14 protein-coding genes are annotated in these 15,892 nt (G+C 66.2%); 4 read left to right on the top strand and 10 right to left on the bottom strand.

Annotated elements, in window-relative coordinates; genetic code table 11:
* Window positions 1–148: 148 nt before the first annotated feature.
* Window positions 149–1,003 carry a protein-disulfide reductase DsbD domain-containing protein gene (locus AC6IY7_RS04600; RefSeq protein WP_497781873.1) on the bottom strand — a complete coding sequence of 285 codons (855 nt, stop codon included), beginning with the start codon at window positions 1,001–1,003 and terminating at the stop codon, window positions 149–151.
* Window positions 1,004–1,266: 263 nt separating this feature from the next.
* Here AC6IY7_RS04600 and AC6IY7_RS04595 point away from each other — a divergent pair, with 263 nt between their 5' ends.
* Complete coding sequence (locus AC6IY7_RS04595; protein WP_497782780.1) at window positions 1,267–1,824, top strand: YqgE/AlgH family protein; 558 nt, start codon at window positions 1,267–1,269, stop codon at window positions 1,822–1,824.
* A 4-nt stretch (window positions 1,825–1,828) separates the two neighbouring features.
* Here AC6IY7_RS04595 and AC6IY7_RS04590 read toward each other — a convergent pair whose 3' ends face one another.
* From AC6IY7_RS04590 to AC6IY7_RS04555, 8 genes are read right to left on the bottom strand one after another with little or no spacing between them, the layout of a single operon-like run.
* Entirely contained in the window at window positions 1,829–3,271 is a 1,443-nt protein-coding gene (locus AC6IY7_RS04590; protein ID WP_497781872.1) for an outer membrane protein, read from the bottom strand.
* 51 nt (window positions 3,272–3,322) lie between these two features.
* The gene (locus tag AC6IY7_RS04585; protein ID WP_497781871.1) at window positions 3,323–4,627 is read right to left on the bottom strand and encodes a glycosyltransferase family 2 protein; all 1,305 of its coding nucleotides are present in this window, start codon (window positions 4,625–4,627) and stop codon (window positions 3,323–3,325) included.
* A gap of 6 nt (window positions 4,628–4,633) precedes the next feature.
* On the bottom strand, window positions 4,634–5,815 hold the full coding sequence (locus AC6IY7_RS04580; RefSeq protein WP_497781870.1) for a glycosyltransferase: 1,182 nt from the start codon (window positions 5,813–5,815) through the stop codon (window positions 4,634–4,636).
* A complete protein-coding gene (locus AC6IY7_RS04575; protein ID WP_497781868.1) occupies window positions 5,812–6,609 on the bottom strand; it encodes an SDR family NAD(P)-dependent oxidoreductase in 798 nt (265 codons plus the stop codon). The genes AC6IY7_RS04580 and AC6IY7_RS04575 overlap by 4 nt, the downstream gene beginning before the upstream one ends.
* Window positions 6,606–7,025, bottom strand: a complete 420-nt coding sequence (locus tag AC6IY7_RS04570; protein ID WP_497781867.1) for a MaoC family dehydratase — start codon at window positions 7,023–7,025, stop codon at window positions 6,606–6,608. The genes AC6IY7_RS04575 and AC6IY7_RS04570 overlap by 4 nt, the downstream gene beginning before the upstream one ends.
* Window positions 7,022–7,438, bottom strand: coding sequence for a hypothetical protein (locus AC6IY7_RS04565; protein WP_497781866.1), 417 nt, complete (start codon window positions 7,436–7,438; stop codon window positions 7,022–7,024). The genes AC6IY7_RS04570 and AC6IY7_RS04565 overlap by 4 nt, the downstream gene beginning before the upstream one ends.
* The gene (locus tag AC6IY7_RS04560) at window positions 7,439–8,683 is read right to left on the bottom strand and encodes a beta-ketoacyl-[acyl-carrier-protein] synthase family protein (protein WP_497781864.1); all 1,245 of its coding nucleotides are present in this window, start codon (window positions 8,681–8,683) and stop codon (window positions 7,439–7,441) included.
* Window position 8,684: 1 nt separating this feature from the next.
* Window positions 8,685–8,960 (bottom strand): acyl carrier protein, encoded by a 276-nt coding sequence (locus tag AC6IY7_RS04555; RefSeq protein ID WP_497781863.1) that lies wholly within the window; start codon window positions 8,958–8,960, stop codon window positions 8,685–8,687.
* A gap of 191 nt (window positions 8,961–9,151) precedes the next feature.
* Between AC6IY7_RS04555 and AC6IY7_RS04550 the strand changes: the two genes are divergently transcribed.
* From AC6IY7_RS04550 to AC6IY7_RS04540, 3 genes are all read left to right on the top strand, one after another.
* Complete coding sequence (locus AC6IY7_RS04550; RefSeq protein WP_497781861.1) at window positions 9,152–11,008, top strand: methylmalonyl-CoA mutase family protein; 1,857 nt, start codon at window positions 9,152–9,154, stop codon at window positions 11,006–11,008.
* Window positions 11,008–11,436: a hypothetical protein gene (locus AC6IY7_RS04545; RefSeq protein ID WP_497781860.1), complete on the top strand. Its 429-nt coding sequence runs from the start codon at window positions 11,008–11,010 to the stop codon at window positions 11,434–11,436. The genes AC6IY7_RS04550 and AC6IY7_RS04545 overlap by 1 nt, the downstream gene beginning before the upstream one ends.
* Window positions 11,437–11,587: 151 nt before the next feature.
* Window positions 11,588–14,257, top strand: coding sequence for a class I SAM-dependent methyltransferase (locus tag AC6IY7_RS04540; RefSeq protein ID WP_497781859.1), 2,670 nt, complete (start codon window positions 11,588–11,590; stop codon window positions 14,255–14,257).
* Between the two features lie 203 nt (window positions 14,258–14,460).
* On the opposite strand, the gene AC6IY7_RS04535 is transcribed toward AC6IY7_RS04540, so the two are convergent.
* On the bottom strand, window positions 14,461–15,783 hold the full coding sequence (locus AC6IY7_RS04535) for a L,D-transpeptidase family protein (RefSeq protein ID WP_497781857.1): 1,323 nt from the start codon (window positions 15,781–15,783) through the stop codon (window positions 14,461–14,463).
* Window positions 15,784–15,892 lie beyond the last annotated feature (109 nt).

Raw genomic sequence — 15,892 nt, 5'->3', positions numbered from 1 at the left:
CCACTTTCATCGAAGCAGAGCTCTTCTTCTACTCCGGGCGCGGTCCAGGCCGCGCCCTTTTTATTGTGCCCGAAGACTCTATTTTATTGTGCCCGAAGACTCTATGTTTTTGTTTTGACGCGCTTCCAACGCCGAGTTGGGAAGCGCTCTAATCCAGCGTCAGCGGCAGCTCTATTCCGCCGCTCTCGGTGCGGATCGTCGCGCGGGCTTCAATGGCGCCCTGCTGCTTGCCTTCGCCGAGCTTCAGCTCGAAGCCGCCCTGACCATCGGGCGCGCTGTCGATGATGAACGGCTCCGGCGCCTCGACGAAGACATCCGCCGCGCGGCCGGGTCCGAGATAGCGCAGCCGCCAGGCGCCCACGCCCGCGCGCGCCACCTCGACGAAGCGCTTCGCCTCGCCGGCGCCGATCGGGCGCGGCGCCAGCGTCTCCGCCTCCGCGAGCTTCGCCGCGAAGGGCGAGGCTCCCGCCATCGGCAGAGCGAGAGAGAGCTTCGCCTTGACCGGCAGGCAGATTTGCGCGCAGGCGGCATAGTCCAGCGCGAGCTTCAGCACGACGGGCTTCGCCGGCTCCTTGGGCGTGACGCGCAGCGGAAAAATGAGGCTCTCGTCATAGCCCGCGACCGTCATCCCGGCCTCGACAATGTGTTTGGGCGCCGGATAGAGCATCTCCACGGCGGCGACATTCTCGGAAGCGGAGAAATCGAAAACCGGCGGCGCGCCGGAGTCGCCGGGACTGCGCCAATAGGTCACTGTCCCCGGATCGAGCGCGATTTCGAGGCCGAGCCGATAGACGCCGCCGCTCGGCGCGCCCGCCGAGAGGAGACGCGCCGCCGAATGGGCGCCGCGGGCGGCAGCGGAGGCGAAGTCCGCGTCCTGCGCCAGCGCGCCGGCCGGCCAAGCGAGCAGAGACGACGCAACGAGCAGAGACGGCGAAACGAGCAGAGATGGGGAAACGAGCAGAGCCACGGCGAGCGCGGCCGCTGTCGGATTTGCGATATTCATGGGTCCTCGGGACGCCCCCGCGCCGGTTTTTCCGTCGTCGAACGGCGCTTGTTATGACTGGGCGCCGAGCGTAGTATGACCCTATGAGCCCGGTCGGCAAGAAACAAGGCCTCGAGAATTCGGCCGTCCGCGCAGCCTCGCGATCGAGGGGCTCGCGGTCGGCAGGCTCGCGCTCCGCCGCGCCGATCATCCGGGACCCCGAGGCGGGACAGGACCGGGACGCGGGCTCCAAACCCTCTGGACGGCGCTATCTCGACGGGCAGATGCTCGTCGCCATGCCCGGCATGGTCGACCAGCGATTCGCCCGCTCTGTCATCTATCTCTGCGCCCATTCCGAGGACGGCGCCATGGGCATCGTCGTCAACCAGCCCTCGCAGGTCCGCGATTTCCCCGATCTTCTGGTGCAGCTGCAGATCATCGCGCCGCAGGAGCGCATCAGCCTGCCCAAGGAGACCGAGACCATTCAAGTGCTGCAGGGCGGCCCGGTGCAGACCGACCGCGGCTTCGTGCTGCATTCCTCGGATTTCTTCATCGACAATTCGACCCTGCCGATCGACGACGGCGTGTCCTTGACCGCGACGATTGACATTCTGCGCGCCATCGCCGCCGGCGAGGGGCCCAATCAGGCGCTGCTGGCGCTGGGCTACGCCGGCTGGGACCCCGGCCAACTCGAGAACGAGATCCAGCACAATGGCTGGCTCAACTGCCCGGCTGATCCCGCCATTCTCTTCGACAGCGATCTCGAGTCGAAATATGCGCGCGCGCTGCGCCTCATCGGCATCGATCTCGCGCGTTTGTCATCGGCCGCCGGCCACGCGTGAACGGCTAATTCCCCTCTTTTGCTTCCGGCGCGTCGAGCCCGAAACGATAGGCGAGCGCGAGCCGTATCGTCTCCTCCTTCAGGCGGATGCGATAGAGATTGCCGTCGAAGCTCGACGAGGCGAAGGCGATCTCGCCGAGGCGGCCATGGCGATACTCCAGGCGGCCGCTCCAGTGATCGGCGAGCGCATATTCGATCCCGCCGCCGATGGTCCAGCCGGTCTGCGCCCGATCGAAGGGCTCGCCCATCGTGGTCGCCGAGATGTCGGCGACGGCGAGGCCGCCGGTGGCATAGAATAGGTTGCGGTCGCGAGCGAGGCCGATGCGCCCGCGCAAGGAGGCGCGCGCGTCATTGCGGAACCGCTCGCCCGCGCGCGATCCGAAGGTCGCGCCGGAGACGCTTCCCGCCTCCACATCGGTCTCGACGCCGAGTACCGCGAAGCCGAACTGCGCGTCATAGCCGGTGAAGCCGCCGAGCGTCGCTCCGCGCGATCCGCTCGGCGCGTCCGGCGTCGCGGAATAGTCGACGACGAGCGTTTCTCTCGTGCGGCGAAAGAGACCGCCGAGCGAAAGTCCGGCGTGAAATCCCGACCAGTCGACGGCCGCGGAAGAGCGCGGCGTTTCGCTCGCGCTTTTCGAAGCCTCTTCGCCATCGGTGACCTGAAAGCCGAGGTACCAGGAGAATTGATCGGTCTCCTTCGGACGCGTCAGGGCGCGACCGAGCGACGCCAGCAAATGAAAGCGGGAGGAGAGATCGTAGATCGCGCCGACGTTGAAGCCCGTCGTCGAAGCAGCCCCGACCTCGCTGGGCGTCTGGTGAAATATTTCGGCGCCGAGCGTCAGCCGCTCATCGATCTTGCGAGTCAGCGCCCAGCCGAGAAAGCCGAAGTTCCGCGCGCCGGGGCCGGGATTGATCCAATAGCCGCCGCCGCCGAAGGTCGACCAGTCGCCGAAATCCTTCTGCAGCCAGACGGGGAGGAAGATTCGGGCGCGGCCGCCGCCGAGCCCGCGCGCCGCGTCTCCCGTCGGCGTTTCGATCAGCGGATAAAAAGCCGCGGATGGCGCAGCGCCGTCCTTGTCCTGCTCGAGGAAGCGATATTTGACGCCGAGCTCGACATCGCCGGCGCCCCAGAACAGATCGCCGCCGCCCGGCCGCCGGAAGGCCATGCCGGGCTGCGCATGGAATTGCACATTCGGCAGCACGCCGAAATTGCAGTCGCATGCCGGCGCGACGCCGCTCGCCTCGCCGCCGGCGCGCGCGCCTTGCGAGAAGACGTAGAATTCATAATGGCCGTAATCGACCGGCTCGGGATCGTCGGTCAGGAATGGCGGCCCGGCCTTCGCGGGGGAGAAGGCGAAGGGAAAGCTCGCGATCAGCGCGAATGCGAGCCGCCGTCTCGCCTCGCCGCGAAATCGGGCGCAGCGCCCTTCGATTCGTTTCACCTTCACGCGACGCACGCCTTTCGCACGTCCGGGGACTGCGACAGTCCCCGGGCCGCCTCACTCCGCTTCTTGAATTGTCGGCGTCGCAGTCGCCGCCGTCACTTCCGTCTTGGGCGTGCGCTTGAAGGTGGATTTGCGGCCGCGCATCGTCTGCAGGATTTTCGCGCCATTGGAGAAGGCGAGATAGATCATCAGCGGCGGCACCGAGACCATGGTTTTCACATAATCGCCGAGCGCGCCGCGCTTCAGCGCCAGATAGGGCAGAAGCGTGAAGCCGAGCACGACGACCAGTGTCTCGAGGAAGATGAACTCCAGCACCGGCAGATAGGGCGTCAGCGAGCCGCGCAGGATCACGCCGAGCAGCAGGGCGATGAGGCCGATCGCCGCCGTCGGGAAGAAGATCTGATGCACGATGAGCACGATCGCCGCGACGCGGCGGGTCAATGACCAGGGCGCGTTCCACAGCGGCAGCACGGTCTTCTGCGCCACTTGCACGAAGCCGTTGGACCAGCGGCGCTGCTGGCGGCGATAGTCGCGCAGCCCCTCCGGCACCTGGCCGGGAATGGGCGGCTCGGAAACGAATATGCCATGCCAGCCGCCGAGCGCCGCGCGCACGGTGAGGTCCAAATCTTCGCAGAGCGAGTAATCGGACCAGCCGCCGACGGCCTCGATCGTCTGGCGGCGCCAGATGCCGCCGGTGCCGTTGAATTGGAACAGCCAGCCGGCGAGCGCGCGCGTGCGCTGCTCGACCAGGAAATGGCCGTCCTGCACGAGACCTTGCGCGCGCGTCAGCCAATTCTTGCGATAATTGGAGAATTCGCAGCGCGATTGCACGAAGCCGGCGCGATCGTCCTTCACCAGCAGCGGCACGGTGCGGCGCAGCCAATCGGCCGGCGGGCGGAAATCGGCGTCCAGCATGGCGACGAAGGGCGCGTCGAAGAGCTTCAGCCCCTCGGCGCAGGCGCCGGCCTTGAAGCCGGAGCGATCGGCGCGGCGCACATGATGAATGTCGACGCCTTTGGCGCGCAGCTCGACCGCCACCGCCTCGGCGCGCTGGGGCGTCTCGTCGGTCGAATCGTCGAGCAATTGAATGTGCAGCCGGTCCTTGGGCCAATCGAGCTCCGCGACGCAGCGCAGCGCCTGCTCTGTCACCTCGGCCTCGTTGAACACGGGGATCTGCAGCAGCACATGCGGCAGCTCCTCCTCGGGCAGGACGACGGGCTCGGGATCGCGCGCGCCGCGCAATTGATCGAAGAGGAAGCGGGCGATGATGGCGACGAAGCCCGCGCCGATCAAAATCATGATCAGCGCCGCAGCGAGCCAGACGCTATCGACGAGAAACTGCAGAAGAGCGAGGATCAAGCGGTTTTATCCTTCTTCCTTCGCGACCTGCCGCTCCGTCGCGGCGGCCGTCTCGCCGCTGGAGCGCGTGTCGATCGTCGTCCTGGCCCAGACGACCTTGGTGGCCGTCCAGGCGTGCAGCCACACTGCGAACATCAACGCCTCGCGCGAGAGAAAAATCACCGGCGCGGCCCAAGATACCTTCCACCCCTTGGCGATGGAAAGCAGCGTCTCCGAGCTTAGCCACAAAGCAAAAGTGACGGTCAAGGCCGCCATGGGCGTCACGCCGACGAGCGGGGACGCGATCGCCGCCGCCGCGAAGGCCGGCAGCGCCTGGCAGAAGGGCTCGGCCAGGAAGGACAGGATCTCGTCGTCGCGGCGCACGACGCTCCAGCGCAATTGCCGATTATAGATATCGACGAGATTGCGCTCACCGAGCTCCTGGCGCACCAGCCGATGCGAGAAGACGGTGCGAAGCTTGATGCGGCCCAGCGCCTTGGCGGTGGCGTTGTCCTCGCCGACCGTATGCGCGATCGCTGCGAAGCCGCCGGCGCGCAGAAAATCGCTGCGGCGAAACAGCATGATCTTGCCGACGCCGAAGCCGCCGCCGAGCGCGGAGGCGGCGAACAACATGCGCTGATGCGGGCCGTTGAGAATGCCCGCCTCGACATGGGCGGCGAAATTCTCCGGCCGCGCGGCATAGGGAATAGCGCAAACCATGCCGACGCCGGGCTTCAAATGCCGCATCGTCTCGGAAAGATCGTCAGGCTCCAGAATGACATTGGAGTCCTTCATGAAGATCACATCGTTATGCGCTGCGTTGAAGGGCGCGAACAGATTGTCGACCTTGGGACTGGCGGCGAAACGCGCGGTGGAATGGAGGATGCGCGATTCGATCGCCGGATGGCGCGCGAAAATGTCGCGCATGGCCGAAACCGCGGGGGACTCCACCTCCGTCGCCGAGGCGAGCGCCTCGAATTGTGGATAATTCTGCGCGAGCGCCGATTCCTGCGCGCGCGCGAAGCCCTGGTCGAGCATTTTCACCGGCAGGACGAGCGAGACGGGCGGCTGCTCGGAGCTGGTCCCGCGCCGCGCGATGAGCCAGGGATGCACGAGCGCCGCGAATATCGAGAGCAGCAGCAGCAAGGCGGAGCAGGCCCAGAAGACAGCCGATAGAACGACGAGCCAAAACAGGACGCTGTCGATCACGGCTCCTCCCGCTCATGGGTCTGAGGCACGGCCACTTCGAAGCGCCGCATGACCGAATCGACGGCGTGGGGCGGCAGCATCGCAAACAGCTTCATCGCATAATAGACGAACAGCGGAAAGGCGATCACCGCGGCGCGTTTGTCGAGACCGCGCATGATGATCTCCGCCGCCTTCTCGTCGCTGACCTTTCCCGCCTGCCACGCCTTCAGCCTGTCCGTCATCGGCGTCGCCACGAAGCCCGGAACGATCAGGCTCACATGGACCCCATGCGGCCTGAGCGCGCCGCGCAGCGAATCGGCGTAGAGGTGAACCGCCGCCTTGCTGGCGCAATAGGCGGGAGAATAGGGCAGGCCGCGCAGCCCGGCCATGGAGCCGACGACGGCGATCTGGCCGCTTCGGCGCGCCGTCATCGCCTCTATGGCCGGCTCGACCGTGTTGAACACGCCGAGCACATTGATCGACAGCGTCCCGCGCACCGCCTCCGGGTCCTCGGCGATCTGGCCGGGGGAGAGGCCGGTGGAGACGCCGGCGTTGGCGATGACGAGATCGAGCGGATCGCGCGCATCCGCCTCGGCGATGCGCGTCGCCATGGCGCGGCGGTCGCGCACATCGGCGATGGTCACATCGGTTTGCGCGCCCTTGGCCCGGCATTGGGCGGCGACCGCCTCCAGCCGCGCCGCGTCGCGGCCGAACAGAGCGAGGCTCCGCCCCTCCTGCGCATAGCGCAGCGCCAGCGCGCGGCCGATGCCGCTCGACGCGCCGGTGACGAGAATGCGCCGCGCCCCGCGCTTCACGGGCGGAACTTTCGCGGCAGGGTCATCAGCGCCTCGCCGACGATCGCCGGCGCGCGCGCTTCGCCATAGGCCAGAAGTCTCAAGAACACTCCCTCCTCGGGGGATGAGCGCAGCACGCGGCCGGACAGAGTGACCGGCTCGCCGCGCAGCACCGGCTGCACGAATTTGCCGGCGAGCCGGGCCAGAAACAAATCGCGCCGCCAGGCGGAGAGCAGAGGCTCGAAGGCGGCGAGCAGCTTCATGCCATGGACGGGCGGCGCGGGAAAGCCGATCGCGCGGGCGAGATCATCGTCGAGATGCAAACGGTTGGCGTCGCCGGAGGCCGCGGCGTAGGCCTCCAGCGCCGCGGAATCGAAGGGGCCGATCCGCCAATCCGGCAGGCGTTCGCCGACGGCAGGCAGGCGCGCGCCGCTCACGGAGCCCCCGCCACGCCGGTCGGGCGGGGGAAGATGCGCAAAAGCGTCTCGGCGTGCAGGCGGGTCTCGCCCGCGAGCGTCGCGAGGCTGGCGTTGACGGAAAGCCGCGGCGGCTCCGCCTCGCGGCGCACCGACACGGTCAAGTCATAGCTCTCGCCGACGCGCAGCGGCGCGAAATAATGGAAGCTCTGCGATTCCTGCACCGGCACCAGATCCTCGCCGGCGAGAAAATCGCGGATCGCGGAGGCGATCTCATCGGCGGCCAGCCATACCGCCGGAAAAGCGACGGGCACGATCTTTTCCGGCGTGTCGGGAAAGCCGATCTCGCGGCGATAGCGGATGACGCGCTCTTCATCGGCGCAGACGCGCAGCGGGCCGATGCGCGTCTCTGCGCTTTCGGGCTCTGCGGCCATTCACGCCCCTCCCGCGAGCGCGCGCACGATCAGCACGGCGTTGATGCCGCCGAAGGCGAAGGAGTTCGACATGGCCGTGCGGATCTCGATCGGCCGCGCCACATTGGGGATGGCGTCGATCGGGCAGCGCGGGTCGAAATCGAGGAAATTGATCGTCGGCGGCGCGATCTGCTCCTGCAGCGCGCGGATCGTCAGCGCCAGCTCGAGCCCGGCGCTAGCGCCCAGAGCGTGGCCGTGGATCGGCTTGGTCGAGGAAACCGGCAGATGCGCCGCGCGCTCGCCGAACACGCGGCCGATGGCGGCCGCCTCGGTGATGTCGTTGGCGTGGGTCGCCGTGCCATGGGCGTTGAGATAGTCGATCGCCCCCGCCTCGAGGCCGGCGTCGGCGAGCGCCGCCTGCATCGCGCCGGTCATTCCGTCGAGATCGGGCCGCACGAAATCCTTGGCGTCGCTCGTCGTGCCATAGCCGGCGAGCTCGCAGAGCGGTTCATGGCCGCGCTTTTGGGCCGATTCCAGCGTCTCCAGCACGAAGACCGCGGCGCCTTCGCCGAGCGTCATGCCATTGCGGCCCGTGGAGAAAGGGCGGCAGAAGTCGGGCGTCATCACGCGCAGCCCTTCCCAGGCGCGGATCGTGCCATTGATGACGCAGGCCTCGGCGCCGCCGACAATGGCGCGATCCATGAGGCCGAAGCGGATCATCTGCGCGGCGAGCCCCACCGCCTGGCTCGCCGAGGAGCAGGCGCTGCCGAGCGCGAAAGTCGGGCCATTGGCGGAATAGCGCATGCCGAGCGTCGTCGGCGCGGCGCTCGGAATGAGGCGCGGCACGCTGAACGGATCGGGCCTTATGCGCTCCTGGTAGTAATGGCGCAGGCCATTGTCGATCGTCGTCATCCCGCCGATGCCGGAGCCGACGATGACGCCGACGCGGGGGCCCGACAGCTCCTCGCGCGCAAAACCCGCCTGGGCGACGGCCTCGTCGGCCGCCACCAGCGTGAATTGCGTGAAGGGATCGCAAAAGGTGAGAAGCGCCTTCTCGAGATATTTGGCGGGGTCGAAATCGGGAACCTGCGCCGCGATCCGGATGCGCCCGTCGTACGGATATTCGGTCACGAGGGGCCGGACTTGCGAGATTCCGTCCCGGGCCGCGGTCCACAGGGCGGCGGCGCCGACGCCTGCCGCCGAAACCGTCCCCATCCCCGCAATCACCACCCGACGCTCGCCGACGCCCCCGGACGAAGCGGCCATATTATTGTTTCTCTCTCTCTCTCGACACATAGTCCGCGATGGCGTCGATCAGACCCTCGACATTCTTGGCGTCCTGCAGCGCGCCATCCATCGGGATATAGACGTTGAACTTTTCCTCGAGCGCGGTGAGGATCATGACGATATCGACCGATTTCAGGCCGAGGCTCTCGATCGTCGCGTCGGGCGTGACCTTGGTGCGGTCGATCATCCCCTCCGACGCGATGACCTCGACGATCTCTTCGACGAGCTTGGCCTTTTCCTGCGGATCTTCAGCCACGTCCACCTCCGTTCAGGGTCATTCAGCCAGTCGGGCCGCCTCCCGAGGGCGGGCGGCGCAGCGTTCTCGTTAAGGCGCCGCGCCGTGAAAATAAAGCCCGGCGCGGACGAAGGCTGCGGATATGGGTGGCGGCAGGGCCCGCTTCATGCAAGAAGACGCCCGCAACCCCGTCATTTGTTCGAGGCTCGCTCATGAGTTTGCAAGACGCGCCGCTGGCCGGCGTTTTTCCACCGGGAAACGAGGAGGGCTGGCGTAAAATCGTCGATCGCGCGCTCAAAGGCGCGTCCTTCGACCGGCTGACATCCAAGACTTACGACGGCGTCGCCATCGCGCCGCTCTATCCGCGCGCCATTGCGCCGGGCCCGCGGGCGCTTCGCGCCGCGCCCGGCCGCTGGTCCATTCTGGCGCGCGTCGATCTTTCCGATCCGCATGCGGCCAACGCCCTGGCTCTCGCTGATCTCGAGGGCGGCGCCGACGGATTGCACATCGTCTTCGCCGGCGCGCAGGGCGCCTATGGGACGGGCCTTTGCGACGACAGCGAGGACGCGATCGCCCATGTCTTCGCCAATATTCGCTTCGACTACGGAATTCCCGCGCTGGTCGAATTTTCGCCGCGCGCGCCGCGGGCCGTGGACGCGCTGCTGCGCCTCGTCGACCGCGCGCATATAGAGCCGAGCATCACGCGCCTCTCCTTCGGCCTCGATCCGCTCGGCGCGCAGGCGCTGCACGGCTTTGCGGCCGCCCCCTGGGGGGAGGAGAGCAAGTCCTTCGCGACGCGCGCCAAGAGCCTCGCTGCGGCCGGCTATCGTTTCGGGACTGTCGCCGCCGACGCGCGCTCGGTTCATGCGGCCGGCGGAACCGAGGCGCAGGAGCTCGGCTTCGCGCTCGCCGCCGCGCTCGCCTATCTGCGTGCGCTGGAGGCGGGCGGCCTGCCGCTCGACGAGGCGCGTTCGCTGCTCGTCTTCCGCCTCGCCGCGGACGCCGACGAATTCGTCACCATTGCGAAGTTCCGCGCCTTGCGACGCCTGTTCGCCCGCGTCGAGGAGGCCTGCGGCCTCGCGCCCGCGCCGATCTATGTCCACGCCGAGACCGCCTGGCGCATGGTCACGCGGCGCGATCCCTGGACCAATCTGCTGCGCGCGACGCTGGCGTCTTTCGGCGCGGCGATCGGCGGCGCCGACGCAATCACTGTTCTGCCGTTCACGCAGGCGGTCGGCGCTCCGGATGATTTCGCCCGCCGCCTCGCCCGCGACACGCAGCTCGTGCTGCAGGACGAATCTCACATCTATGCCGTCGACGATCCGGCGAGCGGCTCCGGCGGCATAGAGGCGCTGACCGAGGCGCTCTGCGAGCGCGGCTGGGAGGAGTTCCAGCGCCTCGAGGAGGAGGGCGGCCTCGCGGCGGCGTTGGAGAAGGGCTCGTTCCAGGGCCGCGTCGCCGAGATCGCCGGCAAGCGCGCGCAGAATGTCGCGCGCGCGCGCGACAAGATCACCGGCTGCAACGCTTTTCCGGACATTGGCGAAGCGCCGGTCGCGGCGCTCGCGCCTTTCGACGCCGCGCTCCTCGAGGCGCCGGCGCCTGCGGGCGCATCGAAATCGCCGCCCTTGCGGCCGCGCCGTCTCGCCGAGCCCTTCGAGACTCTGCGCGACCGCTCCGACGCCGCGCTCGCCGAAAAGGGTGCGCGGCCGCGCGTTTTCCTCGCCAATCTGGGCGCTGTGGCGGCCTTCACGGCGCGGGCGAATTTCGCCAAGAATTTCTTCGAGGCGGGCGGCCTCGAGGCGGTGTTCGGCGAAGAAGGCGCGGATATCGCCGCGGCGTTCCGCGCGAGCGGCGCGAAACTCGCCTGCGTCTGCTCGTCCGACGCGATCTATGCGGAAAAGGCGGAGCAAGCGGCGCGCGATCTCGCGGCGGCCGGGGCGCGCGTCTATCTCGCCGGGCGACCGGGAGAGCTCGAGACGGCGTTGCGCGCGGCCGGCGTAGCAGAGTTTATTTACGCTGGCGGAGATATGTTCGACACGCTGCAGCGGGCGTTCGAGGAGGCCGGGTGATGCGGGGCTTGGGAATTTTCTTGGTTGGTTCGATGATGTCGATCGGGATCGCGCAGGCCGCGCAGCGCGAGGCGACGGGCGCCGCGCCGGAGGCCGGCCGCTATGACGGCGGCTGGGTTTTCGAGGCGCGCACGACGGTCGGCTCCTGTCCCGGGCTGCTGCCCGACCAAATCGAGATTCGCGGCGATCTTCTCGTCGGCACGCAGTCGGGAGCGGCGGCGCTCGCGGCGGGGCGCATGGCGCATTGGGGCTATGTGGAGGGCGATGGCGCGATCATGACGCGCTTCACCTCGCAGGGCGGCCAAGTGGCGCGCGCCCATGGCAATCTGCGCGGCAATTCCGGCCAGGGCGCCTGGTCCTCCTCGACCGACAAATGCGGCGGCACATGGCGCGCCCATCGCGGCGGCGCCGAGCGCGCGGGGCGCTGACCCCACGGCGGCATTCCGCCGCACGCATGAGCAATGCCCTCGGTCGGCCGCTTCCAGAACCGTATCGCGCCGTCGCGCCCTTTGCTGGACAGCACAGGCTTCGACATGTGATAAGCGGGCAGCGCTTACGTTTTCGGAGCAGTGGTGCCTCATGCCCAAGATTATCGACTGCGTCATTGGTTTCAATGAAATCGACATGCTCATGGTGCGGGTCGCCGAACTGACGAATGTCGTCGATTCGTTTGTCGTCGTGGAGTCGACCAAGACGCATACCGGAGCGAGCAAGCCGATATTGCTCGGCGAGGCGGTTTCTGAGCTTCGGCAGGCGGGCTACGATATTATTCATTACGTGATCGACGACATGCCCGGCGCCTTCGGCAGCGCGTGGGAGTTGGGGTGGATTGTCGAAAACTTGCAGAGAAACTGCATTCTGCGCCCTCTCTCATTGATGGGCCTCGCCGACGACGACATCATCATGGTGTCGGATATCGACGAAATACCGCGTCCCGAATGCGTCGCGGAGCTGCCGGGCGTGCTTTCGGAGGCGCGCATCGCCATTTTCGAAATGATGATGAAGAAGTATTTCGTGAATAATAATTCCGATTGTCACTATAACAACACGCCTTGGCTCGGGACAGTGGCGTGTCGATATGGTTTGTTGAAGGGAATCATGCCGCAAGGAGCGCGGCTCGGCGACCCGATCAGTCCGCGCAGCGCGTGCATAAGCACCGGCTATGCGCGGGCGCTGTATCCCTATGAGCGCCGAGTGCCGAATGGCGGATGGCATTTTTCCAGCATGGGCGGCCTGGAGGCGCTCGCGTTGAAAATGCAGTCGATCGTGGAGCGCACACGCTCCAATGCCGACACGGTCGCGAAGCCGACGAGATTTGGAAAGCACAATCACCGCCATTTCCGCGAGGCGAACGCCGACGTCATCTCGAAATTCTTGACCGACTACACGCCCGAGCTGACGCATGTGCGTTCGCCCACTTTGAAGGACGTCGCCGATCTCGACATTCCGGACGTCTTGAAAAAATCCCCGCGTCAATTCGACTTTCTGTTCTACTTCGCGGAAGCCGTCGACGATGCGATGATCGCAGCGGACGAATTGCCTCCGATCGAGCAACTGCCGTTTCCGGGACCGCTGAGGAATCATTCGCGGAACGCCGTCGAGAGGCTCTCTTCGCATATGCATCTCGCGGGCAAGAATGTGCTGCTCGTCGGCTATTCCGAGGCCCAGGCGCAGGCGTTGATGGCGCAGGAAAGCATCGGTTCGGCAAAGCGTCTTGCTCTATGGGAAGACCATATCGACGCCTATGGAACGGGGTTCCCCGTCATCATTGGCGACATCTGCGGCAGGACGTCATTCGACGACGACACGTTCGACGCGGTTATTTTCATGTCCGTATGGGAGCATCTGTACGACATAGAGAGCGCATGCCGAGAAGCCGCGCGCATCACGAAAAACGGCGGCGTCGTCTTTTCCGAATTCGGGCCGGTGTGGACAGGAGCGATCGGCCATCATCTCTATCGCGACGGCGGCAATCCGGCGCTGGACTTCACGCTGCGTCAGCTTCCGAGCCATATGCATCTGCTCTATGATCGCGAAACGATCGCCCGATATCTCTCGGATCGACGCGGCATTCACAGCTATCATGCCGAACTGGCGGTCGAGGCCATTTTCGACTCCGACAATATCAATCGCGCGCCCGCATCGGCCTATTTCGACGCTGTGCGCAATTTGCGGCCGATCGTGACAGAGAATTACCTGTCGCCGGTGCGGCTGGATATTCTTCGACATCTGCGTGCGCGCTGGCCGCGATACGACCGATTTGAAATGGATGGCGGCGCTTGGCTCTTTGCTGTCGACAAGGCGGGCGACGGCATGGAGAGAGCCGAAGGATCTGTGACGTCGGTCGACGTAGCCCGCGCCGACGGCGCCGCGGCGACGACTCCCGTCACAAGAGAGACAGGCGATCGAAAGATGAGTGAAAACGTTTATGATTTGAAGCCGGTGCGGACGCTCCACGCGCTAGAGGCCGATCGCTGGCTCGGTCGTCCGGGCTGTGCATTCTGGTGCGAATGGGATCATCAAGGCGAGACTCCGAGGAGCTTCTCCTGGATCGTCGAAGACCTCGAGCGCCAAAACTGGCCGCGCTTCATCAAGCCGGGCAGCACGATCGTCGACGTCGGCGGCCATTCCGGCGACACGGCCGTTCCAATGGGCTTGTTCGTCTATGACCGGGTCAACAACCGGCAGGGCAAGGTCATCGTCGTCGAGCCCAATCCCGAAGTTCTGAAAGTGATGACCATCAATCTCGCGATGAATGCGCATATCGCCGACTTCAAGATCATGCCTTGCGCGATCACCGAGCAGGATGTCGACGAGATCGAGCTGTCCGATCACGGCAATGCGCATTGCAATGGCGGCGTCATCGAGAACACGCATTATTCGGAGGAGTGCACGGGCAAGATCGCAGCCGCCTCCGTCAACCGCTACAAGGCGCGCGGCGTGACTCTGCTGACGCTTCTGAGAGAATGCGGCGTCGAGGATTTCTCGACCGTCTCTTTTATCAAGACGGATTGCGAAGGCTACGACAAGGAAATCCTTCGCGGCAGCGCCGAGTTTATCCGCGCTTACCAACCGGCTCTGTTCGTGGAGTGGTTCGCCTGGTTCTCACCCGCGGACGATGCGGATCTGTTCAAGACCGTCGAAGAGCTCGGCTATGTCGCCTATGATCCGGCGACCTTGGAAAAGGCGACATTGGACCATCGGATCTCTGATATTTTATGCCTGCCGAAGGGCAGGGCGCCGGCATAGCAAACCTCACTACGCCCCCTGGCTCGCGGCGCTATGGCTCCGTGAGCGGGCCGGCGCGCACGGGGAAAGGCTGTGCGATCGGCTCCGGCTTACCGCGCCTGCGTCAACCGGCAGGGGCCGCCGCCGTAGCGAGCGCTCACGGCCGCGACGCAAAGCTCTATCGGGCTTAAGATTGACGGCCCGGCCCCGTTCGCGGTCGCCGCTCAATTCTCTTCTTCGCCGAACACCGGCAGCATTTGCGACCCGCGCGACGCCTGTCGCGACGCCACCGGCGTCGGCGCGGGGGCCGACTGTTGCGGGACGGAGGCTGTCATGCCGAGCCCGTCGCGCTGATAAATATCCTCGCGGAACTGCATCACCCCCTCCGGCGTCGCCCAGGCGGTGACATAGACCCAATAGACCGGCACGGCAGGCGTGATCTTCACGTCGATGCGCTCGCCGGAGCGGATCGCCTCGTCGATATGGTCGCGGTCCCAGCCGGGCGTCTCCTTCAGGAGCCAGGCGACATAGTCGCGCACATTCTGCAGGCGGATGCAGCCGGAGGAGACGAAGCGGAAATCGTCGCCGAAAATGCCCTTGGCCGGCGTGTCGTGCATATAGACGCCGTAAGGATTGGCGATGTCGATGCGCACCACGCCGAGCGAGTTGAAGTCGCCGCCCGTGTCCTGGCGGAACTTGTAGTTCAGCGCCTCGAGCGAGTTCCAGTTGATCTGCTGCGGAGGGAGCTCGACGCCCTCCTTATTGTAGACGCGGATGTGATTGTCCGAGAGATAGTTGGAGTCCGCCTGCATCTTCGGGATCAGATCCTTGCGGATGACGGAGGCGGGCACGGTCCAGAACGGGTTGAAATTGACCTGGATCGCCTTGGTCTGCATCACCGGAGACTGGCGGTCGATCTTGCCGACCCCTGCGGTGTGATGGGTGACGACAGAGCCGTTCTCCACTGTCTCCACAGTGGCGGCGGGGATATTCGCCGTCACATAGCGATTGCCCAGATCGCGCGAGAAGCTGCGCAGGCGCACGAGATTGGTCTCGAGCTGGCGCAGACGCAGCTCGGCGGACACGTTGAGCGCGGCGAAGGTCTGCTGCGCGACGACGCCGGTGGCGTTGACGCCGTGACGCGCCTGGAAGCGCCGCACCGCGGCTTCCACGTAAGAGTCGAAGACGGGGCTCGCGCCCGCCTCGGCGCCGATGTCGCCGGAGACGATGAGGCGGCGGCGCAGCGCCGAGACGGCCGGGCCGTTGGAGCCGAGGCGCAGCTGCTGGCCGGCCGGCACCATGGGCCAGCCGCCGCGCGCGACAATGTCCTGCAGCTGCGTGATGGCGGCCTCGGTCGCGGCGACCGTCTGCGCGGAGAGGATGGGGGTCGTCGAGCGCGAGACGGTGAGCCGCGGATCGGCGTCATAGCGCTGCGCCCATTCGGCCTGACCGTCATAGGCGTCGCCCGCGGCGATCGCCGTCGGCGCCGAGCCGCAGGCCAATACGAGAGCGCCCAGCGAAAAGACGGACTTCGAAAACCTACGCACAGGGAAGCTCCAATCCGACTGCGCCCTCGTCGAGGGCGAGGCCGCGGTCGCGCGGCGCATCGATAGATTTGCGATTCTTTCGTTAAGAAGGCGCGAATAGTCCGGCGTT

The sequence above is a fragment of the Methylosinus sp. is20ea genome, assembly GCF_059718135.1.
Note: the sequence above shows the minus strand (reverse complement) of the source record. Positions and strands in the feature narration are given on the sequence as shown.

Coding starts and splice junctions, on each gene's coding strand:
- AC6IY7_RS04600 (WP_497781873.1), bottom strand. CDS start 1,003: ATGAATATCGCAAATCCGACAGCGGCCGCGCTCGCCGTGGCTCTGCTC.
- AC6IY7_RS04595 (WP_497782780.1), top strand. CDS start 1,267: ATGCTCGTCGCCATGCCCGGCATGGTCGACCAGCGATTCGCCCGCTCT.
- AC6IY7_RS04565 (WP_497781866.1), bottom strand. CDS start 7,438: ATGGCCGCAGAGCCCGAAAGCGCAGAGACGCGCATCGGCCCGCTGCGC.
- AC6IY7_RS04560 (WP_497781864.1), bottom strand. CDS start 8,683: ATGGCCGCTTCGTCCGGGGGCGTCGGCGAGCGTCGGGTGGTGATTGCG.
- AC6IY7_RS04550 (WP_497781861.1), top strand. CDS start 9,152: ATGAGTTTGCAAGACGCGCCGCTGGCCGGCGTTTTTCCACCGGGAAAC.
- AC6IY7_RS04545 (WP_497781860.1), top strand. CDS start 11,008: ATGCGGGGCTTGGGAATTTTCTTGGTTGGTTCGATGATGTCGATCGGG.
- AC6IY7_RS04540 (WP_497781859.1), top strand. CDS start 11,588: ATGCCCAAGATTATCGACTGCGTCATTGGTTTCAATGAAATCGACATG.